General features: G+C 70.7%; 22 protein-coding genes. 6 read left to right on the top strand and 16 right to left on the bottom strand.

What is annotated here, in order from left to right:
• Nucleotides 1-63: 63 nt before the first annotated feature.
• The 15 genes from AB0J87_RS13790 to AB0J87_RS13720 form a co-directional block, all read right to left on the bottom strand.
• A complete protein-coding gene (locus tag AB0J87_RS13790; RefSeq protein ID WP_363965183.1) occupies nt 64-1,548 on the bottom strand; it encodes an NADH-quinone oxidoreductase subunit C in 1,485 nt (494 codons plus the stop codon).
• Nucleotides 1,545-3,044: a proton-conducting transporter membrane subunit gene (locus AB0J87_RS13785; protein WP_363965181.1), complete on the bottom strand. Its 1,500-nt coding sequence runs from the start codon at nt 3,042-3,044 to the stop codon at nt 1,545-1,547. The genes AB0J87_RS13790 and AB0J87_RS13785 overlap by 4 nt, the downstream gene beginning before the upstream one ends.
• A complete protein-coding gene (locus tag AB0J87_RS13780; RefSeq protein ID WP_363965179.1) occupies nt 3,044-3,703 on the bottom strand; it encodes a hypothetical protein in 660 nt (219 codons plus the stop codon). The genes AB0J87_RS13785 and AB0J87_RS13780 overlap by 1 nt, the downstream gene beginning before the upstream one ends.
• A 10-nt stretch (nt 3,704-3,713) precedes the next feature.
• Nucleotides 3,714-4,655 (bottom strand): NADH-quinone oxidoreductase subunit H, encoded by a 942-nt coding sequence (locus tag AB0J87_RS13775; RefSeq protein ID WP_363965177.1) that lies wholly within the window; start codon nt 4,653-4,655, stop codon nt 3,714-3,716.
• A complete protein-coding gene (locus tag AB0J87_RS13770; protein ID WP_363965175.1) occupies nt 4,652-6,649 on the bottom strand; it encodes a proton-conducting transporter membrane subunit in 1,998 nt (665 codons plus the stop codon). Before AB0J87_RS13770 ends, AB0J87_RS13775 begins: the two co-directional genes overlap by 4 nt.
• Nucleotides 6,646-7,125 (bottom strand): NADH-quinone oxidoreductase subunit NuoB, encoded by a 480-nt coding sequence (gene nuoB / locus AB0J87_RS13765; protein ID WP_363965173.1) that lies wholly within the window; start codon nt 7,123-7,125, stop codon nt 6,646-6,648. Before nuoB ends, AB0J87_RS13770 begins: the two co-directional genes overlap by 4 nt.
• 177 nt (nt 7,126-7,302) lie before the next feature.
• A complete protein-coding gene (locus tag AB0J87_RS13760) occupies nt 7,303-7,644 on the bottom strand; it encodes a metalloregulator ArsR/SmtB family transcription factor (protein ID WP_363965171.1) in 342 nt (113 codons plus the stop codon).
• Nucleotides 7,644-7,883: a hypothetical protein gene (locus tag AB0J87_RS13755; RefSeq protein ID WP_363965169.1), complete on the bottom strand. Its 240-nt coding sequence runs from the start codon at nt 7,881-7,883 to the stop codon at nt 7,644-7,646. Before AB0J87_RS13755 ends, AB0J87_RS13760 begins: the two co-directional genes overlap by 1 nt.
• Nucleotides 7,884-8,410: 527 nt before the next feature.
• Entirely contained in the window at nt 8,411-9,103 is a 693-nt protein-coding gene (locus AB0J87_RS13750) for a CBS domain-containing protein (protein WP_363965168.1), read from the bottom strand.
• Entirely contained in the window at nt 9,100-9,705 is a 606-nt protein-coding gene (locus AB0J87_RS13745; RefSeq protein ID WP_363965166.1) for a CBS domain-containing protein, read from the bottom strand. The genes AB0J87_RS13750 and AB0J87_RS13745 overlap by 4 nt, the downstream gene beginning before the upstream one ends.
• Nucleotides 9,706-9,707: 2 nt before the next feature.
• Nucleotides 9,708-10,388: a CBS domain-containing protein gene (locus AB0J87_RS13740; RefSeq protein WP_363965164.1), complete on the bottom strand. Its 681-nt coding sequence runs from the start codon at nt 10,386-10,388 to the stop codon at nt 9,708-9,710.
• A gap of 6 nt (nt 10,389-10,394) precedes the next feature.
• Nucleotides 10,395-10,520 (bottom strand): hypothetical protein, encoded by a 126-nt coding sequence (locus AB0J87_RS13735; RefSeq protein WP_363965162.1) that lies wholly within the window; start codon nt 10,518-10,520, stop codon nt 10,395-10,397.
• Entirely contained in the window at nt 10,517-11,314 is a 798-nt protein-coding gene (locus tag AB0J87_RS13730) for an acetate--CoA ligase family protein (protein ID WP_363965160.1), read from the bottom strand. Before AB0J87_RS13730 ends, AB0J87_RS13735 begins: the two co-directional genes overlap by 4 nt.
• 4 nt (nt 11,315-11,318) lie before the next feature.
• Nucleotides 11,319-12,536: an acetate kinase gene (locus tag AB0J87_RS13725; protein WP_363965159.1), complete on the bottom strand. Its 1,218-nt coding sequence runs from the start codon at nt 12,534-12,536 to the stop codon at nt 11,319-11,321.
• On the bottom strand, nt 12,512-14,824 hold the full coding sequence (locus AB0J87_RS13720; RefSeq protein ID WP_363965157.1) for a phosphoketolase family protein: 2,313 nt from the start codon (nt 14,822-14,824) through the stop codon (nt 12,512-12,514). The genes AB0J87_RS13725 and AB0J87_RS13720 overlap by 25 nt, the downstream gene beginning before the upstream one ends.
• A gap of 227 nt (nt 14,825-15,051) precedes the next feature.
• On the opposite strand from AB0J87_RS13720, the gene AB0J87_RS13715 reads away from it, so the two are divergent.
• The 3 genes from AB0J87_RS13715 (at nt 15,052) to AB0J87_RS13705 (ending at nt 17,821) form a co-directional block, all read left to right on the top strand.
• Nucleotides 15,052-15,285 (top strand): hypothetical protein, encoded by a 234-nt coding sequence (locus tag AB0J87_RS13715; protein ID WP_363965155.1) that lies wholly within the window; start codon nt 15,052-15,054, stop codon nt 15,283-15,285.
• Complete coding sequence (locus tag AB0J87_RS13710; RefSeq protein ID WP_363965153.1) at nt 15,278-16,693, top strand: nitronate monooxygenase; 1,416 nt, start codon at nt 15,278-15,280, stop codon at nt 16,691-16,693. Before AB0J87_RS13715 ends, AB0J87_RS13710 begins: the two co-directional genes overlap by 8 nt.
• 186 nt (nt 16,694-16,879) lie before the next feature.
• Entirely contained in the window at nt 16,880-17,821 is a 942-nt protein-coding gene (locus tag AB0J87_RS13705; protein ID WP_363965151.1) for an MFS transporter, read from the top strand.
• 189 nt (nt 17,822-18,010) lie between these two features.
• Here AB0J87_RS13705 and AB0J87_RS13700 read toward each other — a convergent pair whose 3' ends face one another.
• Nucleotides 18,011-18,229, bottom strand: a complete 219-nt coding sequence (locus AB0J87_RS13700; RefSeq protein WP_363965149.1) for a hypothetical protein — start codon at nt 18,227-18,229, stop codon at nt 18,011-18,013.
• A 252-nt stretch (nt 18,230-18,481) separates the two neighbouring features.
• Here AB0J87_RS13700 and AB0J87_RS13695 point away from each other — a divergent pair, with 252 nt between their 5' ends.
• The 3 genes from AB0J87_RS13695 to cydB all read left to right on the top strand — a co-directional run bounded on the left by AB0J87_RS13695 (nt 18,482) and on the right by cydB (nt 21,739).
• Complete coding sequence (locus AB0J87_RS13695) at nt 18,482-19,171, top strand: CBS domain-containing protein (RefSeq protein ID WP_363966582.1); 690 nt, start codon at nt 18,482-18,484, stop codon at nt 19,169-19,171.
• Between the two features lie 151 nt (nt 19,172-19,322).
• Nucleotides 19,323-20,696 carry a cytochrome ubiquinol oxidase subunit I gene (locus tag AB0J87_RS13690; protein ID WP_363965147.1) on the top strand — a complete coding sequence of 458 codons (1,374 nt, stop codon included), beginning with the start codon at nt 19,323-19,325 and terminating at the stop codon, nt 20,694-20,696.
• 11 nt (nt 20,697-20,707) lie between these two features.
• Entirely contained in the window at nt 20,708-21,739 is a 1,032-nt protein-coding gene (gene cydB / locus AB0J87_RS13685; RefSeq protein ID WP_363965145.1) for a cytochrome d ubiquinol oxidase subunit II, read from the top strand.
• The last annotated feature ends 30 nt before the right edge of the window (nt 21,740-21,769 follow it).

The following is a 21,769-nucleotide window of genomic DNA, read 5'->3' as shown; positions in this document are numbered from 1 at the left end:
CCGGTAGGAGACGCCGCCGCGTGCGCCGGTCCGGCAACCGACTGCCGGTCCTGCGGGCGGCGATCAGAGGTCGTTGCCGGCGTAGGAGAGGTTGAAGCTCTTGTTGACGAGGGGAAAGTCCGGCACGATCGCGCCGGACAGGGCGACGGGCAGGGCGGGCCAGTTGAAGAAGGACGGATCGACGATCTTCACGCGGGCCAGGGTGCCGTCGGCGGCCAATTGGACGCGGTGGGCGATGGTTCCGCGCCAGCCTTCGACGATGCCGACACCGTAGGAGACTCCGTCGGCGAGCGGGCCGCTCGTCTCGCAGGGGGACGTGCCGTCGGCCAGGCGGCTGATCAGGTCGATGGAGGCGGCGATCTCGTCGGCGCGGATCTGGAAGCGGGCCAGCACGTCCCCGCCGGCACGGGTTGCGGTGGGGACGGGGCAGAGGTCGGTGAAGGGGTGATCGCGGCGGGCGTCGAGGTCGACGCCGCTGGCCCGGGCGACGTAACCGAGGGTGCCGAGGTCGCGGGCGGCCTGTTCGGACAGGATGGCGGTGCCGGTGAAGCGGTCAGCCACGACGCTGTGTCCGAGGGCGAGCTCGACGATCTCGGCGACGTCGGCGCCGATGGCCGCGAGCCGGGCGGGGTCGGGCAGGGCGCGCAGCCGGGCGCCGCCGAGGGTGATGCCGCCGCGCAGCAGGCGGTGCCCGGTGACCTCGTCGTTGATGCGCAGCAGCTGTTCGCGGATGCGTCCGGCGTGGGCGTGCAGGATGGAGTGGGCGACGTCGTTGCACAGTGCGCCCAGGTCGGTGACGTGGTTGTAGAGGCGTTCCAGCTCCAGCAGCACGGCCCGGCCGTCCTGGGCCCGCGGCGGCACGTGGGTGCCGGTGGCCTCCTCGACGGCCAGGCAGTAGGCCAGGGTGTGGCCCACCGTGGTGTCGCCGCTGACGCGTTCGGCCAGGGCCAGGGCATCGGCGGGGCTACGGCGTTCGAAGAGTTTCTCGAGACCCTTGTGTACGAACCACAGTCGGGCCTTGAGCTTGAGGATGGTCTCGCCGACCACGGAGAAGCGGAAATGCCCCGGTTCGATGAGCCCGGCGTGCACGGGGCCGACCGGGATCTCGTACACGCCGGGTCCCTCGACGGTGACGAAGGGGTAGGGGCCTTCGGGGTCGCCGAAGGCGGGCGGGGGGCCGGCGTCGGCGCGCATCGGGTACCAGCCGCGCGGCCAGTGGTGGTGGCGCACCAGCCGACGCGGAAGCGGATGATCGACGGGCGTGATGCCGTACAGATCGTGCATCTCGCGTTCGAAGCGGCCGGCGGGGAAGGACAGGGCAGCGAGGCTGGGGACCGTGGGGTCGTTCAGGGGCAGGTGCAGGCGCAGTTCGGTGCGCCGGTCGGGGTTCGGTGCGACGAACAGGTAGACGACGCCGAAGCCGTGCTCCTGCTGCTGGGCCGACACCAGGGCGAGCCGGTGATCGTCGGCGAGCAGCTTGGCGGCGGCCGGGGCCAGCTCGGCGGCGGTGATGTCGGCGATGGTGCGGTGCGGCGTCGGGTCGGTCATGGGGTCGCTCCGGCGATGGTGGCGGCGCCGTGGAGCAGGTCGCCCAGCGGGCCCGTGGTGATGCCCAGGAGCGCGCAGGCGACCAGCGCCGCGATCACCGTGACGGTGGCGGTCCTGTGCAGGGCTGTGGCTGGTGCGGTGGGCTGCATGGTGGCGGGCGGTGTGACGGGCGGTAGGGCGGGGTCGGGCGTGCCGAGGAGCATGCGGCGCCCGTGTCGGCCGATGGCGGCGACGATCACCAGCATGAGCAGCAGCGCCAGGGCGATCGCCCAGCCGAGCCCCGCGGCGAACCCGGCCCGGACGATGCCGAGTTCGCTGGCGAACAGGCTGAACGGCGGCATGCCCAGCAGAGCCAGCAACCCGAGCCCGAAGGCGCCGGCGAGCTGCGGCGATCGTTGGACGAGGCCGCGGGCCGCGTCGATGCGGCTGCTTCCGAGAGTTTGGTGGAGGTGGCCGGAGGACAGGAACAGCGCAGACTTGCCGAGCCCGTGGCCGAGGATGTGCAGCAGGACGGCGGCCAGCGCCAGCCGGGTGCCGATCGCGGCCCCGAGGGCGAGCAGTCCCATGTGCTCGATGCTGGAGTAGGCCAGCAGCCGCTTGTAATCGCGCTGGGCGAGCAGCAGCAGCGCGGCCACAGCCAGCGAGGCGAGGGCGGCGGCGACCAGCAGGACGCGCATGGTCGCAGGGCCGAGCGCCACGTCGGCGATGACCTTGACGCGCAGGATGGCGTAGAAGGCCACGGACAGCAGCACGCCGGACATCAGCGCCGACACCGGCGCCGGGGCCTGGCTGTGCGCGTCGGGCAGCCAGGCGTGCATCGGCGCCAGCCCGGCCTTGGCGCCGAAGCCCAGCACGAGCAGCACGGCGGCGATGCGCATCACGCCCGGGTCGAGGCCGGCGGCGTGGTGGGCCAGGGCCGCGCTGTCCAGCGCGTCGGACGGGGCAAGGCCGGCGTGCAGGGCGGCGTAGTGCACGATGACCAGGCCCAGGAAGGCCAGGACGATGCCCGCGGAGCAGATGACGACGTACTTCCAGGCGGCTTCGGTGGCCTGCTTGCTGTGGTGGAAGCCGACCAGGAAGGCGGTCAGGATGGTGGTCGCCTCGATGGCCACCCACATGACCCCGAGGTTGGAGGCCAGGACCGCGAGCGCCATCGCGGCGATGAAGGATTGGGTGAGTACGCCGAACCGGCGGGCGGCCCGGGCTTGCGTGTGTCCCGTGGCCGGTTCGGCGGCCAGGTAGGCAGGGCTGGCCAGCATCGCCAGCAGCGCCACGGCGCCGATGACGACCAGCATGAAGGAACTGAGCGCGTCCACGCGCAGCAGCCCCCACACCGTCATGGCCCGCTCCGTTCCCGACAGGAGGATGGCGGAGGCGAGCAGGGCGCCGGCGGCCAGGGCGCCGAGCCAGGCGGTGACCTTGTTCCAGCCGAGGACGGCGTAGCCGCACGCCGCCAGCAGGGGCGCGAGGACCGGCGCCAGCACTGCGAATGTCATCAGTCGTGCAGCTCCCTGAGCTCGTCGAGGTCGGTGCCGCCGAACGCGGCCCGCATCCGGGTGGTGAGGACCTGCAGCACCAGGACGGCCAGCAGCACGTCCAGCGAGACGCCCAGCTCGACCACCAGGGGGACGCCGCTGGTGGTCAGGAAGGCGGTGGCGGTGACCGCGTTGTCGATCAGCAGGAAGCCCACCACCTGCGACAACGCCCGCCGTCGGGTGACCAGGACGAAGAAGCCGACCAGCAGCACGGTCAGCGCGACGGGCACGGCCTGGGTGGCGGGGCTGGGCGCCAGCCGTATGAGCGGCTGGGAGACCGCGTAGGCGAGCATCGCCAGCACGGCGGCGACCAGGAGTGAGGTGGTCACGTTGACCAGCGGCCGGCTCTCGCGCGCGTCGCCGCCGCCGGACAGGGCGCGCCGCATGAGGTGGGGCAGCAGCCCGGCGCGCAACGCTCCGACCCCCACGCCCACCGCGACCAGTTCGATCTCGCCCTGGTGCAGGCCGAGCACGACGATCAGGGCCGCCAGGGCGAGTCCTTGCAGGGCGAACAGCCCCACGATGGCCGACAGGGCGCTGCGCCACAGCACCAGCACCCCGGTCAGTAGGAACGCGCCGCACGCCAGGTCCAGCAGCAGCACGTACACCGCATCACTCATACCGGCCCTCTCATGCCAGGAAGAAGGACGCGGCCACGGCCAGCAGCGCCATCAGGAACGATCCGGCCAGCAGCTCCGGCACCCGGAACAGGCGCAGCTTGGCCATGAACACCTCGCCGGCCGCCAGCAACGCGCCCAGCACCGCGACCTTGACGGCCAAGGCCAGGCACGCCACCAGCAGGGCGATCAGCCCGATCGGCCCCGCGTCGGCTGTGGCGATCCCCCATGGTGCGAACAGGCTGGCCAGCAGCCCGAGCAGCACCGACAGGCGGGCCGCCGACGCCCACTCGATCAGCGCGAGGTCGGGGCCGGCGTACTCCAGCACCATCGCCTCATGGATCATGGTCAGTTCCAGGTGGGTGGCGGGGTTGTCCACGGGGATGCGGCCTGTCTCGGCGATGGTGACGATCGCCAGAGCCGCGGCGGCCAGCAGGCTCACCGGCGACAGCACCGCCCACGGGTTCTCGGCGACCGAGGTGACGATCGCGGCCAGGTTCGTCGAGCCCGCCCGTACCGACAGCGCGAAGACCGACACCAAGATGGTCGGCTCGACCAGGGCCAGGATGGTCACTTCGCGGCTGGCGCCCATGCCGCCGAACGCCGTCCCCGTGTCCAGGCCGCCCAGGATGAGCGCCACCGACCCGAGCGCGAGCAGCGCGACCACGGCGAACAGTTCGGAGACGCCCTCCAGCGGCGAGTCCGTGGCCACCAGTGGCACCGCCGCGGCCGCCACCAGCGCGGTCGCGGCCAGCAGCAGCGGCGCCAGACGGAACGCCCAGCCGGTGCCATCGCCGGTGATGGGCTGCTTGCGGGCCAGCTTGCGCAGATCCCGCCACGGCTGCAACACCCCGGGGCCGGCCCGGCCCTCCAGCCGGGCGCGGATCTGCCGCATCATGCCGGCCAGCAGCGGCGCGCCCGCCACGACGAGGATCACCTGAATCAGCGCGGTCACCGGATCACCGCCAGCACGATCAGGGCGCCGATCAGCGCGTAGAAGCCGTAGGCCAGATACCGGTGCACGCTGCCGTTGGCCAGTTTGCGCGTCGAACCGCCCAGCGCCTCCATCGCCGCCAGGACCGGTTGGTAGAGGCGGTGTTCGACGCGGTCGGGGATCCGCGCCTGGAACCGCACCCGCGCCACCAGATAGGCCGACTCCTTCGCCGGGGTGACATGCACATCCCTTTCCGGGGCGAGCACGTTGTCGAAGACCCGCTGCAGCGGCTCGGCGAACGAGGTGGCGGTGTATTCCATCCGGGCCGTCATCGGGCCGGCACCGCAGTCCCACAACCTGGCCCTGCGCCGCGCCCGCCGGCCGGCCACCAGCCGCAGCGCCGCCGGCACCAGGGCGACGGCGGCCACCAGCGCGATCGTGATCAGCGCCGGGGAGATCGTCCCCATCACCCCGTTCAGGTGCAGGGCCACCCGGCCGGACACCGCGGGCTGCCCCGGCAGGACGACGGTCACGGCCGCCGACAGGGCGGGCAGCACCACGGCCGGGGCGAGCGCCAGCACGGCGCAGCAGGCGGCGGTGGCGCCCATACCGGCCAGCATCGTGGCCGGGCTCTCCGCCGCACGCTCGGCCCCCGGGCTGCGGGGCCGGGCCAGGAAGCCGATGCCGAAGGCCTTGACGAACGTGGCCACCGCCAGCCCCGCCGACAACGCGATCACCGCCACGGCCAGCGGCATCGTCACCGCCCCGGCCACCCCGGAGGCGGGCAGCGCGTGGACGAGGCTCTGCAGCAGCAGCCACTCGCTGACGAAGGCGTTACCGGGAGGCAGCGCCGAGGCGCACAGCGCGCCGATCGCGAACAGCACGGAGGTGGCGGGCATGCGGGCCCGCAACCCGCCGAGCGCGTCCAGATCCCGCACGCCGGTAGCCCGCAGCACCGAACCCGCCGCCAGGAACAGCAACGTCTTGAAGCCCGCATGGTTGACCACGTGCAACAGCGCCGCCGTCAACGCCAACCCCGCCAGGACCGGTATTCCCGAGCGGGCGAAGAACCCGGCGGCGCCCACCCCGACCAGGACCAAGCCCATGTTCTCGGTCGTGGAGTAGCCCAGCAGCCGCTTCAGGTCGGAGGAGACGGCGGCCTGCAAGATGCCGTAAAGGGCCGACAACGCGCCCGCGCCCAGCGTCACCAGCCACCACCACGCCGCTCCGCCGCCCAGCAGGTCCAGGCCGACCCGGACGATGCCGTACACCCCCATGTTCACCATGGCCGCGCTCATCAGCGCCGAGACATGACTCGGCGCCTCCGGATGCGCCCGGGGCAGCCACACGTGCAAGGGCACGATGCCCGCCTTGGAGGCGAACCCGATCAGCGTCGCCAGGAACACCGCGTTCCGTGCCGCCGCGGGCAGCTCCGCGGTCCGCAACTGCTCGAAGGTTTCGCCGCCGGCGTGAGCGGCGAACAAGGCCAGGCCGGCCAGGATCGCGGCGAACCCCAGGTGGGTCATCACCGCGTACCACATGCCGGCCCGCCCCACCTGCGGCCGGTGGGCGTGCTCGGCGAGCACCAGCAGCAGCGAGGTCAGCGCCATCAGCTCCCAGGCCAGCAGCAGCGTGCTCACGCTCGCCGCCGCCGGGACCAGCAGCATCGAACCGACGAACAACGGCAGCACGCCGTGCACGACGCGGCCGTGCTCGCGGGCATATCCGATGGCGTACAGGGACGCGCACACCGCCACGCCGCCCGTCACCGCGACGAACAGCCCGCCCAGCCCGTCCAGCGACAACCGCACCCCGGCCAGCGGCAGCAGCTCCGGCAGCCAGACGCTCCACTGCCCGCCCAGGGCGGCCGCCACACCGGCAGCCACGCCGAATCCGCCGGCGCCCGCCGTCCCCAGGCCCGTGACCAGCGCGCGGGCCCGATCCGGCACGAGCAGGGCAGCCACCGCCGTCACCACGCACAGGCCGACCGCCCCGGCCAGCAAGGTACCCGTCATCTACCGGTCAGATCGCGCAGCGCCGCGACGATCTCCTCCGGACGCGGCGGGCAGCCCGGCACCTCCACGTCGACCGGGACCACGTCGCCGACGGCTCCCGCCACGCCGTACGCGCCCGCGAACACCCCGCAGTTGCGCGCGCAGTCACCCAACGCGACCACCAGCCGCGGCTCGGGCACCGCCTCGAACGTCCGGCGCAGTGCCACCTCCATGTTGCGCGTCACCGGACCGGTGACCACCAGCGCGTCGGCGTGTCGGGGCGAGGCCACCAACCGTGCCCCGTACCGTTCGGCGTCATAGACCGGGCCGAACGCCGAGGCGATCTCCACCTCACAGCCGTTGCACGAGCCCGCGTCCACGTGCCGGAGCTGCACCGACCCGGCCAGCTCGCCGACCTTGACGGCCGAGCTCGGCTTCGGCGGCGCCGGCTCGGCCACCCGCCCCGTTTTCTTGATCTTCCGCCACAACCTCGCCACGATCACTCCCTGCTTGGTGCTCCAACGTTGGGTACATGCCGCAGGGATCATCCAGGCCGGGGTCGTCCGGCGTCGGCGTCGCGCGGTTCGGCGAGGAGCTCACCTCGTCCAGCGATCGCGCGGCGGGCGGGAGAGCCTGACGCGTGGCCGAGCCGGCCCCCTCGGCCCTGGTGATTGTCAGCCACGCCCGGTATCGGCCTGCAGCAGCTCGCTCAGCAACGCGTGCTGACCCGACAGTTTGGCACTCAGCAGCTGGCGGGCCGCGCGTAGCAGCTCGGCCACGTCCCCGCCGGACAGCGCGTACACCACGGTCGAGCCCTCTCGGCGAGCGGTCACCAGCTCTGACCGGCGCAACACCGCCAGATGCTGCGACAGCCCGGTCGGCTCCACCTCGATCTCGGCCAGCAGCTCCCGCACCGGTTTCGGCCCGTCCTGCAACAGCTCCAGCACCCGGATCCGCACCGGGTGGCCCAACAGCCGAAACAGCTCCGCCTTGGCCTCATACAGTGGTACCGACATCAGCGCTGCGGCCCCTGCTCCCGCTCACCCGGCAGGCTTTCCTCCGCGACGGGCCCCATGCCTGCCGCGAGATCCTCCGCCAGGCCGACCCCGTGAGTGCGGGCAACGCGCGCGATGTGCTCCCACTCCGCCTCTGCCACAAGAGTCTCGTTCGGATCCTGCTCGCGATGGGCAGCGCGCAACGCCACCCGGGCCAGCCGGGCTCGCTCTCGGACCGCTTCGGCAAACGCCCCGCTCACGTGACCACCTCCACACTGTCGTCGGCATACAACCCTCATCTTCTTAGTAATTGCGTATTTTCGCAACTCCGTCTTTGGATACTTAGCGTAGCAGATCATTACCGTTTGTGAAGGCATTGCGGTGACCGTGCCGGGAAAGGATGGGACACGATGACGACGCCATGGCTATCACACGGGCATCTGCCCGGCATCGCCGTGATCGTCATTGACGGGAACGTCGAGGCCGGTGACCGTCATCGTTCCTCCTCGGTGAATGCCTGATCTCACTCTTGCTGATGCGCCGGCGCCTGCTCGACGCCCTTCCGATGATGGCGGGCGCCGGGCCCGGCAGCGCTCGACCCGCGCGTACGGTGCAAGGCACTTGACGGGCGACGCGCCGTCGCCGGCCTTCCGGTCGGCGCAGTGGATCGCGATGTGACTCTGGCGGATCACGCCGTCGTGGACGTTCGGACCCACGACGGCGTGATCCGCGCTCGCGCAGGACGCCGATCAGCAGCTTCAGCGAGTAGAGGACGGCCGGTTCTATGTCAGGCGCCGCCCCACACCGGGTAGTTGACGAGGTCGTCGTTCTTCCAGCTGAGGTTGTCGTGCACGGCTACGACGCCGTCGATGTTCTCGGTCAGGCGGACGGCTTTGACGGCCTGGCTGTGCTCGACGAGAGCTCCGGACAGGGTCACCACGGCGTCGGCCACGGTGACCTCCACGCCGAGGGTGTCGCCGTGGAGGGTTTCCCGAACCTGGGCGGCGATGTCGGCGTCGTCGCGGAGGAAGACCTTGATCAGGTCGCGGCGGCTGACGATGCCGACGAGCCTGCCGCCGGTGTCGACCACGGGCAGGCGCTTGACGCCGTACTTGTCCAGTTGCCGAGCGGCGAGCACGACGGAGGCGTCGGGGGTGGTGGTGTGAGCGGGGGCGGTCATCAGCTCGCCGGCGGTCTCGCCGAGGGCCTTGTAGAAGCCGCTGCCCTCGCTGCCGACGGTGTGGCGCAGGCGGGCGCGCAGCGGCGGACGGTAGCCGTCGCCGTAGTAGCGCTCCTTGAACTCCTGCTTGGCCAGCAGGAGGGCCTCGGACACCACGCCCACGACGCGGTTGTCGTCGTCCAGCACGGGCACGCCGCTCACGGCCTTGCTGATGAGCAGTTCGGCCACGGCGTGGAAGGAAGCGGTCTGGTTGACGGCGGCCACGTCGGTGGTCATGACGTTCTCGACGGTGGTTCTCATGGGGATCTCCTGAGGTGTCTGACCCGGACGATGCCGGGTACGGTGCGGGCGAGCACGTCGGCGATGTGGTCGGCGTGTTCGTGGGGTGGCCCGCTCAGCTCGGCCACGCCGTCGTGGACGGAGACGTCCCAGCTCGGGCCGAAGGGATAGTGTTCGCGCAGCGTGGCGACGACCGCCTTGCGCAGGTCCATGTCGGGGCGGGCGAGCATGGCCATCAGGTCGCAGCGGCTCACCATGCCGACGATCTCCTGGCCGCGGAGCACGGGCAGGCTCTTGATGCGCTTGCCGACCATGAGGTCGATGGCGATGGTGACGTCGGTGGTCTCGGTGACGGTCACGACGTCACTGGTCATGACCTCCATCACCTGGCGCGGTGGAGCTTCGTAGGATCTCGGGACGGGCCGTACGGTGGCGCGGGGGTCGGGCTCGAACTCGCCGCGCAGCAGGTCGAGCTCGCTGACCACGCCCACGAGGCGGTCGCTTTCGTCGACGACCGGAGCAGCGGTGATGTTGTGACCGTAGAGCCGCCGGATGGCCCGCCGCACCGGGTCGGTGCGGCGGACCGTGATGGCCGGGCTGCTCATCACCTCGCGCACGAGCATGGCTATCTGGCCTCCCACGTGGAGTCGTCGGTCTTCCAGGTCAGCTTGTCGACGAGGTCGACGACACCGTTGACGCGGCCGCTCATGCGGACGGCGATGGCGGTCTCGGTGCGACGGTCCATCCAGCCGGACAGGGTGACGATGCCTTGGCGCACCTCGACCTGCACCCCGCCGGTGTCCACCCACAGGGCATGGTCGAGGATGTGGTCGCGGATCTCGGCGGCGATCTCCTCATCCCCGCGCAGGAACACCTTGACCAGGTCGCGCCGGCTGACGATGCCCTGCAGGCGTCCTTCGTGGTCGACTACGGCCAGACGTTTGACGTCGTGGGCGTCCATGAGGCGGGCCGCCGAGACTGCGGTCGCCGTGGGGGTGATGGTGATCGCGGGAGTGGTCATCAGATCTGCGGCGGTGTCGCCCTCGGCCTTCTGGCGGCCCTTGGGGTGGCGCAGCCGCGCGCGCAGCGGCGGGCGGTAACCCTCGCGGTAGAACTCCTCGCGGAACTCCTCCTTACGGAGCAGGTCGGCCTCGGAGACCATGCCGATCACGTGGTCGTCGTCGTCCAGCACCGGGACGGCGCTGATGCCGCCGGCGATGAGCGCCTGGGCGATGTCCTTGAACGGGGTGGCGGCGGTGACGGAGACGACCTTGGTCGTCATCACGTCTTCGACGGTCATGCGCATCGCCGGTCAGCTCTTTTCCGGCTTCTGCACGAGGATGCGGGTGCCGGCCGGCTTACGCTCGGCGAGCGGGACTTCGAGCGGGTCGAGGATCTCCGGGAAGAGTCCTCGCTCCCGGTGCACGATGGCGTTCATGCCTTCCTCCTTGTTGTGTCACTTCCATCGCATCTCGCGAATGGCCGGAGCTTTAGGGGCGGAGGTCCCGAACGGGACGGCCGTTGGTCAGCGCGTCCGCCGCAGCGCTGGATGATCGCGCCGGTCATCTCCGTGCCTATGCGCGCTGACATGTCGTGATATGCCTGCCGTGCCTCGTCGGGGGTCTGAAGGTTGAGCCGGACCTCGCCGACCTCGCTCTTGTGCACGGGACCTGTGGCTTTGAGCACGGCGGGCAGCCCACGCGGGAGGCCGCCGCCCCGGCGGACTCCTCCGGCGTCACGCCGTAGCAGGCGAGCAGCCGGGCCTGCTCGGGGAAGGCGTAGCTGGGGACGCGGCCGTCGATCAGATCGTCGTGGCCGACGACGCAGGCCGGCACGGGCCTCCAGCAGTCCGGGCGGCAGTTCCGGAACGATCAGGCCGTGGGCCTCGCAGGCGTCGGCGGCCATCGCCTGCGGCCCGCCCGAGTTGCCCACGACAGCCACCCGGCGACCGGCCGGCAACGGCTGACCGGCCAGCAGCTTGGCAGTGTCGATCAGCTCGTGCACGCTGTCGAGCCGGATCACACCGGCGGCCCGGGTGAGCGCGTCCACCGCCACGTCCGGGGAGGCCGCGGCGGCGGTGTGCGAGCGCACCGCCCGGCCACCGGCCTCGCCGCGGCCGCTCTTGACCAGCAGCACCGGCTTGCGCCTGCCGACCCGGCGGGCGCAGCGGGCGAACTTGCGCGGGTTGCCGAACGACTCCAGCGAACTGGACGCTCCTGAGGAGGGCGGCACCCGGCTACGCCGGCACGTCCCCTTGGACTGGAGGACGGCCGGCCGGCGGGACCGCAATCGGCGAAACGAGTGCGTGGGCCTGGCGGGCGATCTCCCATTCCTCGTCGGTGGGGATGACCAGCACGGGCACTTCGGCACCCGCGGTGGAGACGGGCCGCTCGCCGGCCGTGTCGGCCTGGTTGAGTGCCTGGTCCACGGCGATGCCGAGCCGTTCGAGCCCGGTCAGGGATTCGGCCCGGGTGGCGGGGTCGTGTTCGCCCACGCCGCCGGTGAACACGATCGCGTCCACCCGTCCGAGCAGCGCGTAGTAAGCGCCGACGTATTTGCGGATGCGGCGGGTGTAGATGTCCAGGGCCAAACGGGCGGTGTCGTCGCCGCGGGCGCGTACCTCGCGCATGTCTCCGGTGCCGGCCAGGGCGAGCAGGCCGCTGTGGTGGGTGAGCGCGTGCTCGACCTGCTGGGCGTCCAGCCCGTTCACGCGGGCGAGGTAACCGGTGAGGGCCGGGTCGACATCGCCGGAGCGGGTGCCCATGACCAGCCCCTCCAGGGGTGTCATGCCCATGGAGGTGTCGATGCTGCGCCCGCCGGAGACGGCGGTGGCGCTGGCGCCGTTGCCCAGGTGCAGCACGATCAGATTGAGGTCGGCCAGGTCGCGGCGGAGGAAGGTGGCGGCGCGGCGGGAGACGTACGCGCAAGAGGTGCCGTGGAAGCCGAAGCGCCGCACGCCCCACTCCCGAGGCACGGCGTAGGTGTAGGCCTCGGGCGCCAGGGTGCGGTGGAAGGCGGTGTCGAACACGGCCACCTGCGGCACCTCGGGGAACGCCTTGCGCGCGACCCGGATGCCGGTGAGATTGACCGGGTTGTGAAGGGGAGCGAGCGGGGCCAGTTCCTCGATGGCTGCGACCACGTCGTCGTCGATCAGCACGGCCTCGGTGAAGCGGGTGCCGCCGTGGACGATGCGGTGCCCGACCGCGACGGGCTCCAGTTCGGGCCCCGCCGCGGCGAACGCCTCCATCATCGCGTCCAGCCCCTCGCCATGCCTGGGGAAGGGCCGCTCCCGCACGTACGGCGGCCTGTCCCCGGTCCGGTGGATGAGCCGCCCGGTCTCCTCGCCGATGCGTTCGACCAGGCCGCCGGCCGGACGTTCGTGGGTCTCGACGTCCACCAGTTCGTACTTGATCGACGAGGATCCGGTGTTCAGGACGAGAATGTGGCCGGCCATGTCCACGAGCCTGTTTCCACGGGGTCCTCGCCGTGCTCGCGGGTGTACGCGCGGGCTTGGAGACGGGCGTCGATCATCCGCTGGCGCAGGTGCGCGGCGGTGGTGCCGAGGCCGGGGACGCGGTCGATGACGTCCATGACGAGGTGGTAGCGGTCGATGTCGTTGAGCATGGCCATGTCGAAGGGCGTGGTGGTGGTGCCTTCTTCCTTGTAGCCGCGCACGTGGAGGTTGCGGTGGCCGTGACGGCGATAGGTGAGGCGGTGGATCAGCCACGGGTAGCCGTGGAAGTTGAAGATGATCGGCTTGTCGGTGGTGAAGAGGGTGTCGAACTCGGCGTCCGGCATGCCGTGCGGGTGCTCCGACGGGGGCTGCAGCCGCATGAGGTCCACGACGTTGACGACCCGTACTTTCAGGGACGGCAGATGCTCGCGCAGGATCGCGGCGGCGGCGAGGGTCTCCAGGGTGGGGACATCGCCGGCGCAGGCCAGCACGACGTCCGGTTCGTTGCCGGAGTCGGTGGAGGCCCAGGGCAGGATGCCCAGCCCGCGGGTGCAGTGCGCGATGGCCTCGTCCATGGTGAACAGGTCGAGCACCGGTTGCTTGCCGGCGACGATCACGTTGATGTAGTCGCGGGAGCGTAGGCAGTGGTCGCCGACGGAGAGCAGGGTGTTGGCGTCCGGCGGCAGGTAGACGCGGACGACTTCGGCCTTCTTGTTGACGACCAGGTCGAGGAAGCCGGGGTCCTGGTGGCTGAAGCCGTTGTGGTCCTGCCGCCACACGTGTGAGGACAGCAGGTAGTTGAGCGAGGCGACGGGCCGCCGCCACGGGATCCGCTTGGAGGCCTGCAGCCATTTGGCGTGCTGGTTGAACATGGCGTCGATGATGTGGATGAATGCCTCGTAGCAGTTGAACAGGCCGTGCCTGCCGGTCAGCAGGTAGCCTTCCAGCCAGCCCTGGCACAGGTGCTCGGACAGCACCTCCATCACCCGGCCGCCGGCGGCCAGATGCTCGTCAGTCGGCTCGATGGTGGCGTTCCACGCGCGGTCGGTGATGTCGAAGACGGCTTGCAGCCTGTTGGAGGCGGTCTCGTCGGGGCCCATCAGCCGGAAGTTGTGCGGGTTGGCGGCGATCACGTCGCGGAGGAACTGGCCGAGCACTCGGGTGGGTTCGCTGGTCTGCTGCGCGGGTGATTTGACCTCCACGGCGTAGTCGCGGAAGTCCGGCTGCCGCAGCGGCTTCAGCAGCTCGCCGCCGTTGGCGTGCGGGCTGGCGCTCATCCGCAGCGGCCCTTCGGGCACCGTCTGCAGCAGCGCGGGCAGCGGCCTGCCGTCGGCGTCGAACAGCTCTTCCGGCCGGTAGGAGCGCATCCACGCCTCCAGCATGGCCAGGTGTTCGGGGTTGTCGCGGACGCCGGACAGCGGCACCTGGTGGGCTCGCCAGGTGCCCTCCACCGGCAGCCCGTCGACCTCGCGCGGTCCTGTCCAGCCCTTCGGCGTCCTTAGGATGATCATGGGGAGGCGGTTCGCGTGGCCGTCCTTGTAGGCGGTGATCCGGTCGAACACCTCATCCAGGGTCCGGGCCATCTGCTCGTGGTCCGGCCCCACCACGTGGGGGCGGTAGCCGTAGCCCTCCATGAGTTTGACCAGCTCTTCCTCGGGGATGCGGGCGAGCACGGTGGGGTTGGCGATCTTGTAGCCGTTCAGGTGCAGGATGGGCAGCACCACCCCGTCACGGTAGGGGTCGAGCAGCTTGTTGGAGTGCCAGCTCGCGGCAAGCGGGCCCGTCTCGGCCTCGCCGTCGCCGACGACGCAGGCGACCACGAGGCGCGGGTTGTCGAGGGCCGCACCGAAGGCGTGCGCGAGTGAATAGCCGAGCTCGCCGCCCTCGTGGATGGAGCCGGGCGTCTCGGGCGCGACATGGCTGGGGATGCCGCCCGGGAAGGAGAACTGGCGGAACAGCCGCCGCATACCGGCGGCGTCCTGTGAGATGTCTGGATATTTCTCGCTGTAGGTGCCTTCCAGCCACGCGTGGGCGACCGCCGCCGGGCCGCCGTGGCCGGGGCCGGCGATGTAGATCATGTCCTGGCCGCGTTCGGCGATGATCCGGTTGAGGTGGGCGAAGCAGAAGTTCAGCCCCGGCGTGGTGCCCCAATGGCCGAGGAGGCGCGGCTTCACGTGCTCGGGCCGCAGCGGCTCGGTCAGCAGCGGGTTGTCGAGGAGGTAAATCTGGCCCACGGATAAATAGTTCGCGGCACGCCAGTACGCATCGATCTTCTGCATGGGTGTCATGGGTCCGAATATCTCGGATCGGTCGGAACCGGCCTAGGGACCTTGGTCCCGACCTCGCCGGGCGACATGGTTCCGGATCCCCACGCAGCCGGCGACGGTCAACAGGTGTCTTGGCGGCAACGGTCCATCGGACGCGCTCTGAAGGACTTTGGTCCCTGCCGTGAACACGGCGCAACGCGGGATCTTGGGTCCATGTCCGTTCTTACCTCTGCGCTGGGAATGCCCCTATGACCGGAACCGGCGCCGCGCTCTACGCCGTCCCGCAGCCCGAGGACGGGAAGAAGCCCTTCGCCACGCGAGCCGGCGTGCGCAGGCCGGTCCACGCCGCCGCCGCGGCGCACCCAGTGCGCAACACCCAACCGTGGCGCTTTCGCCGTGTCGACGACGCGACCATGGACCTGTACGCCGACCTCGACCGGCTGCCGGCCGTCAGGCGCACGCGGGAGGCCCGGCGTGGCTGAGCCGGTGCGGCCCGTCCTGATCCAGGGCGGGATGGGCGTGGGCGTGTCCGGCTGGCGGCTGGCCCGGGCGGTCGCCGCGACCGGGCAATTGGGTGTGGTGTCGGGCACGGCGCTGGACGTCACTCTGGCCAGAAGACTGCAGCGCGGCGACCCGGGCGGCCACCTGCGCCGCGCGCTGGCCTGCTTTCCTGTGCCCGGGATCGCCGAGCGGGTGCTCGGCCGCTATTTCGTGCCCGGCGGCACCGGCCGAAAGGTGCCGTACCGGCCCGTGCCCCGACTTGGGCTGCGGGCGAACCGCGCCCGGGACGAATTGGCCGTGGTGGCCAACTTCGCCGAGGTCTTTCTCGCCAAGGAGGGCCACGACGGGCCCGTCGGGGTGAACTACCTGGAGAAGATCCAGCTCGCCACCCCGGCCGCCGTTTACGGCGCGATGCTGGCCGGCGCCGACTACGTGCTGGTTGGCGCCGGCATCCCTGCGGAGATCCCGCGGCTGCTCGACGACCTGGCCGAGCACCGTCCCGCGCGGATCTCGGTGGCTGTGGCGGGTGGCGACGGACACACGATCGGGATCGATCCGGTACAGCTGCTCGGCCACCACCTGACGCCGCTGCCGCGGCCCAGATTGCTGGCGGTCGTGTCGTCGCACGTGCTGGCCGCCTACCTGGCCCGCTCCCCGGTGACCAGGCCGGAGGGATTCGTGATCGAGACCCCGGCGGCGGGCGGGCACAGTGCGCCGCCGCGTGGCCGGATGACGCTCGACCCGGCGGGGGAGCCGGTGTACGGGCCGCGCGACGAGGTCGACCTGGGCAAGGTCGCCGCGCTCGGGCTGCCGTTCTGGCTGGCGGGCGGATACGGCACGCCCGGTGGGCTCGAGCGGGCCTGGAAGGCAGGCGCGGAGGGGGTCCAGGTGGGGTCGGCCTTCGCGTTGTGCCGGGAGTCCGGCCTCGACCCCGGCCTGCGCAGACGCCTGCGCGAGCAGGCCGCGAGCGGCGCCCTTCAGGTACGCAACGACCCGCGTGCCTCGCCCACCGGGTTCCCGTTCAAGGTCGCCGCCGTGGCGGGGACGCTGTCGGAGCAGGAGGTGTACGAGGCGCGCCCGCGGCTGTGCGACCTGGGCTACCTGCGCACGCCGTACCAGAAGGCGGACGGCTCGATCGGCTACCGCTGCCCGGCCGAGCCAGTGGACACCTACGTGCGTAAGGGGCGCCCTGCGGAGGAGGCGGCCGACCGGCGCTGCCTGTGCAACGGCCTGCTCGCCTCCATCGGCCTTGGGCAGCACCGCGCCGACGGATACGACGAGCCCCCACTGCTCACGCTCGGCCAGGACGCGGCCTTCCTCGACGACCTCCCGGATGACCACTCGGCCGCCGATGTGGTCGCCCACATCCTGCTGGGAGCGCGGGTATGACCGAGCGCCCGGAGGCCGGCGGGCAACCTGGCTCGGCTGCGCGAGGCGGGCGCCGCGGCATGACGAACGCACCGACCGGCCGCAGGCCCGCTTTGATGCTCGGCCTGGCGACCGTGGGCTTCGCGGTGACTTCTGGGCGTGGGCGCTGCTCAGCCCGTTAGGGCCGCGTTTCAAGGACCTGCTCGGTTGTCGGCCGGGCAGCAGGCGCTGCTGGTCGGCGGGTTCTTCCTCGGCATCGGCGGGACCGTCTTCGCCGTCGGCGTGCCGTTCGTCAACGCCTGGTTCCCGCCGCGGCGGCGCGGCCTGGCGGTGGGCGTCTTCGGGGCTGGGATGGGAGGCACCGCGATCAGCGCGCTGACCACCGTCCCCCTGGTGAGAACCGGCGGCGCGGCCGCCCCTTTCCTGATCACCGCCACGGTTCTCGCCGCCTATGCCGTCGTGGCCTGGCTGGTGCTGCGGGACGCCCCCGGCCGCGCCGTCCTGACCCAGCCCCTGATGGCACGCATGGCGGCCACGCTGAAGTTGTCGATCACTTGGCAGGCGTGCGTGTTGTACGCGGTCGCCTTCGGCGGCTATGTCGCCTTCGGCGGCTATGTCGCCTTCTCCGTCTACCTGCCCGCCTACCTGCAGAGCGGCTACGGGCTCGAACAGGCCGACGCCGCCAACCGCATGGCCGGGTTCGTGGCGCTGGCAGTCCTGGCCCGGCCACTCGGCGGCTGGCTGTCGGACCGCATCGGCCCCATTCCTGTGCTGACCGGGGTATTCGTCCTCATCGCCGTCATGGCAGGGGTGCAGGCGCTCACACCGGGACTGGTGCCGCTCGGCACGGTCGCCTTCCTCTCCATGGCCGCCGCGCTCGGCGCGGGCAGCGGCGCCACCTTGGCTCTCGTCGCCCAGGTCGCACCTTCGGACAAGGTCGGCACCGTGACCGGCCTGGTCGGCGCCGCCGGCGGCCTCGGCGGCTTCGTACCCCCGCTGGTGATGGGCTTCATCTACGGACGGCTCGGTTCCTACGGCCTCGGCCTGGGTCTGCCGGCCGTCACCGCCGCGCTCCCGCTGGCTCTGACGGTGACCGTGATCCGCTCGGTGGCTGGTCATCGCAAGGCTCAGCAAGCCAACGCCCGCTGACTTCCGCGTGACAGGTCGTGGCGACACCGCTGCCTCCGAGCGCGCCGCCACAGGCAGCGCAACCTGGACACTCTGGTCAGCTGGGAGGGGCCACCCGGGGAAGAGTGTCGGGGCGGCGAGTGGCCTGGAGGCGATCGCCTCTGGTGGGTGCGAACCGCGCAAGTGCGGCTGAGGGCCGTCATGAGCGGATCAGGCCACGGGACGGCGCTCGTCTAAGACCCGTCGGACGTGGAAGCCGGTCATGGGAGTCGCGAAGCCGGCGACCTGTGCCTGCGGGCCGAACGGGCGGCGGGTCTGGGGATGGGCTTTCACAAGTGTGACCCGCCGCCCGTCAGGGTGCAGGCCCGTCATGGACGCCACCGACCACCTGCCAGGCAGGCGGCCGATCAGGTGGCGCTCATCGGACATGACCGAACAGTAGATCCGAAGCCGGACCTGCTGTCACGGCCATAGGTCACCTCCCGGGAGGGACTTTGGACCTGTCTTCCGAGGCTGTTCTGCCCTCACGGAAGTCCAGCTGGGTCCTGCCGCGGAAAGCACCCTGACCAAAGCGTTGGCATGGGGGACTTCCGGCCCTACAGGTCGCCTTCGGCGCGATGGTGCCATGGACGTTCAGAGGAAGGGAAGCATCCGATGGTGCGGATCAGCGTGAGAGACGTGATGACCACGCATGTGGCCTCGGTGAAACCCGACACGCCGTTCAAGGACGTCGCCGAGTTGCTCGTGCGGCGTGGGGTCAGTGCCGTGCCCGTGCTGGAGGACGACGGGCGGGTCGCCGGCGTGGTGTCGGAGGCGGATCTGCTGCGTAAGGAGGAGTTCCGGGAGCAGTACTACGGGGAGGACTATCAGCCCCGGCTGCGTGCCCGGTTGCGCCGCAGGCTGGCCGGGCGCGGTGAGCACGGTCAGGAGAAGGCCGACGCCGCCACGGCGGCCGAGCTGATGTCGGCGCCGGCGATGACGGTCGCGCCGGACGTGTCCACCGTGACCGCCGCCCGGCTCATGGACGAGCACGACGTCAAGCGCTTGGTCGTGGTGGACGCGGAGGGGCGGCTGATGGGCGTCGTGAGCAGGCGAGACCTGCTCAAGGCATACGTACGGGACGACGCGGAGCTCAAGAGCTGGGTCGAGGAGGCCATCCCCGAGCAGGCTCGGTGGAACGACCACACCGGGATCGTGGTGCAGGTGCAGGACAGCATCGTGACGCTGTCCGGCTGTACCTCGACGCGCACCGAGGCGGCGGCGGCCGTGCACATGGCCAAAGGACTCGGCGGTGTCGTCGGCGTTCGCGAGAGCCTCGTCTGGGAACGGGACGACCGGCTCGAGCTTCCGCTGATCTGGGACCGATCTTGAGGAGCCCATTCGGCCCAGATCGTCAGGACGGAAGCCCGCGAACCGGTGCAGGACGCGCGGTGGGACGAGCGGCACGCGTGGGACCAAGGTCCCTCCCGGGCAGAGCCGCTCGGCCCTACGCGGCGGAACGGCCGTCCTCCAATCTGGCCGCATGGATGTGCTCGATCTCTCCCGCTGGCAGTTCGGCATCACGACCGTGTACCACTTCCTGTTCGTGCCGCTCACGATCGGGCTGTCGATCATCGTGGCCGGGTTGCAGACGGCCTGGTATCGGACGAAGAAACCGGAGTATCTGCGGCTGACCCGGTTCTGGGGGCGGCTGTTCCTCATCAACTTCGCCATGGGCGTGGTGACGGGGATCGTGCAGGAGTTCCAGTTCGGGATGAACTGGAGTGACTACTCACGCTTCGTCGGCGACGTGTTCGGCGCGCCGCTGGCCATGGAAGGGCTGATGGCGTTCTTCCTGGAGTCCACGTTCCTCGGACTGTGGATCTTCGGCTGGGACAAACTATCGCCGAAGCTTCATCTGGCCACGATCTGGCTCGCGGCGATCGGTACTAATATTTCGGCCTATTTCATCCTCGCGGCGAACTCGTGGATGCAGCACCCGGTCGGCTACCGAATCAACAACGGCCGGGCCGAGCTGACCGACATCTGGGCCGTGCTCACCAACTCCACCACGCTCGTCACCTTTCCCCACGTCATCTTCGGCGCGTTCCTGACAGCCGCCGCGTTCGTGCTCGGCATCAGCGCCTGGTTTCTGCTCCGCAAAAGGGACATCGATCTCTTCCGCACCTCCGCCCGGCTGGCCCTGGTAGTCAGCCTCGTCTCCGCAATCGGGGTGTCGTTCTCCGGTCACTGGCAGGCGCAGATCATGACCGAGCAGCAGCCGATGAAGATGGCCGCCGCCGAGGCCCTGTGGGAGGACGAGAGCTCGGCGGGCTTCTCGCTGTTCGCCGTAGGTGATGTCGAGCACGGCCGCAACCACATCAACCTGCAGATCCCGTACGGACTGAGCCTGCTGTCCACCAACACCCTGCACGGCAAGGTCGAGGGCATCAACGACATCCAGGCCCGCTACCAGGCGGTCTATGGCCCGGGCGACTACCGGCCGGTCGTCGGGCTGACGTACTGGTCGTTCCGGCTGATGATCGGCTTCGGCGCGCTGGCGGCCCTGCTCGCGCTGGCCGGACTCTGGCTGACCCGGCGCGGCCGGCTGCCTGCGGGCCGCTGGGCCTACCGCCTGGCCATCGCCGGGATCGGCCTGCCGTTCCTGGCCAACTCCATGGGCTGGATCTTCACTGAGATGGGCCGCCAACCGTGGACCGTCTTCGGTCTGATGCGGACCGCCGCGGCGGTCTCTCCGGGTGCCGACGTCGTCTCGGTCGCCATCACGCTGGCCGGCTTCACCCTCGTCTATGCCGTGCTGGCCATCATCGAGGTGCGGCTTCTGCTGAAGTTCATCCGGATCGGGCCGCACGAGCAGGCCGAGTCCGAAGCCGCCCTGCCCGCCCTGAGCTACTGAGGGATTGCGCCATGGAACTGACCACTGTCTGGTTCGTGCTGATCGCGGTGCTGTGGACCGGTTACTTCGTGCTGGAGGGCTTCGATTTCGGGGTCGGCATCCTGTTGCCGGTCCTGGGCCGAGGCGAGGCGGAGCGGGGCATCATCGTCAAGACGATCGGCCCGGTGTGGGACGGCAACGAGGTGTGGCTGCTGGTGGCGGGCGGGGCCACGTTCGCCGCGTTCCCCGAGTGGTACGCAACCCTGTTCAGCGGCTTCTACCTGCCGCTGTTCCTCATCCTGCTGGCCCTGATCGCGCGCGGGGTGGCACTGGAGTACCGCAGCAAATCCGACAGCACGCGCGGCTGGGACCGGACCTTCTTCTGGGGCTCGCTCGGCCCGGCCTTCCTGTGGGGCGTTGCCTTCGCCAACATCGTGCGCGGCGTTCCCCTGGACGCCGACCACGAGTACACCGGCACCCTGCTCACCCTGCTCAACCCTTTCGCGCTGTTCGGAGGGCTGGCCACACTGTTGCTCTTCACCCTGCACGGCGCGATCTTCCTGGCTCTGCGCACCACGGGCGAGCTGCGCCGAGGCGCCACGCGTACGGCCAAGAGCCTGAGCCCGGTGACGATTCTGGTGGTGATGGCGTTCCTGCTGGCCGCGGGCGGTGGCGGCAGGCCGGTCTGGTGGACCGCTGTCACGCTGGTCGCGCTCGGCCTGATCGGCGCCCTGGCCGCGACGTTGCGCGGCCGCGACGGGTGGGCCTTCACCGCCAGCGCGCTCGCCGTGGTCGCGGTCGTGGCCGCGCTGTTCACCGGTCTGTGGCCGAACGTGCTGCCGGCCCTGGACCCGGCCAACAGTCTCACCGTGACCAACGCCGCCTCCACGCCGTACACGCTGACGGTGATGACCTGGGTCGCTGTCATCTTCACCCCTGTGGTGCTGGCCTACCAGGCCTGGACCTACTGGGTCTTCCGCCGCCGCCTGACCGGACCGTCCGACGTGTCCATTGGTCCGCCGGACGCGGGACCTTCGTCCCTGACCTCGGTTGACGCACGGTGATGTGCTGGATCCCGTAGGAGGTGGATCGCC

This window comes from Nonomuraea sp. NPDC049625, from assembly GCF_040675285.1.
GTDB classification, from domain to species: Bacteria; Actinomycetota; Actinomycetes; order Streptosporangiales; family Streptosporangiaceae; genus Nonomuraea; species Nonomuraea angiospora_A.
This window is presented reverse-complemented; position numbering and strand designations above follow the sequence as displayed.

Coding starts and splice junctions, on each gene's coding strand:
- AB0J87_RS13760 (WP_363965171.1), bottom strand. CDS start 7,644: ATGTCGGTACCACTGTATGAGGCCAAGGCGGAGCTGTTTCGGCTGTTG.
- AB0J87_RS13745 (WP_363965166.1), bottom strand. CDS start 9,705: ATGCTCGTGCGCGAGGTGATGAGCAGCCCGGCCATCACGGTCCGCCGC.
- AB0J87_RS13715 (WP_363965155.1), top strand. CDS start 15,052: ATGACCGGAACCGGCGCCGCGCTCTACGCCGTCCCGCAGCCCGAGGAC.
- AB0J87_RS13770 (WP_363965175.1), bottom strand. CDS start 6,649: ATGACGGGTACCTTGCTGGCCGGGGCGGTCGGCCTGTGCGTGGTGACG.
- AB0J87_RS13735 (WP_363965162.1), bottom strand. CDS start 10,520: ATGAACGCCATCGTGCACCGGGAGCGAGGACTCTTCCCGGAGATCCTC.
- AB0J87_RS13725 (WP_363965159.1), bottom strand. CDS start 12,536: ATGGCCGGCCACATTCTCGTCCTGAACACCGGATCCTCGTCGATCAAG.
- AB0J87_RS13750 (WP_363965168.1), bottom strand. CDS start 9,103: ATGAGAACCACCGTCGAGAACGTCATGACCACCGACGTGGCCGCCGTC.
- AB0J87_RS13780 (WP_363965179.1), bottom strand. CDS start 3,703: ATGAGTGATGCGGTGTACGTGCTGCTGCTGGACCTGGCGTGCGGCGCG.
- AB0J87_RS13700 (WP_363965149.1), bottom strand. CDS start 18,229: ATGTCCGATGAGCGCCACCTGATCGGCCGCCTGCCTGGCAGGTGGTCG.
- AB0J87_RS13695 (WP_363966582.1), top strand. CDS start 18,482: ATGACCACGCATGTGGCCTCGGTGAAACCCGACACGCCGTTCAAGGAC.
- AB0J87_RS13785 (WP_363965181.1), bottom strand. CDS start 3,044: ATGACATTCGCAGTGCTGGCGCCGGTCCTCGCGCCCCTGCTGGCGGCG.
- AB0J87_RS13720 (WP_363965157.1), bottom strand. CDS start 14,824: ATGACACCCATGCAGAAGATCGATGCGTACTGGCGTGCCGCGAACTAT.
- AB0J87_RS13790 (WP_363965183.1), bottom strand. CDS start 1,548: ATGACCGACCCGACGCCGCACCGCACCATCGCCGACATCACCGCCGCC.
- AB0J87_RS13740 (WP_363965164.1), bottom strand. CDS start 10,388: ATGCGCATGACCGTCGAAGACGTGATGACGACCAAGGTCGTCTCCGTC.
- AB0J87_RS13690 (WP_363965147.1), top strand. CDS start 19,323: ATGGATGTGCTCGATCTCTCCCGCTGGCAGTTCGGCATCACGACCGTG.
- cydB (WP_363965145.1), top strand. CDS start 20,708: ATGGAACTGACCACTGTCTGGTTCGTGCTGATCGCGGTGCTGTGGACC.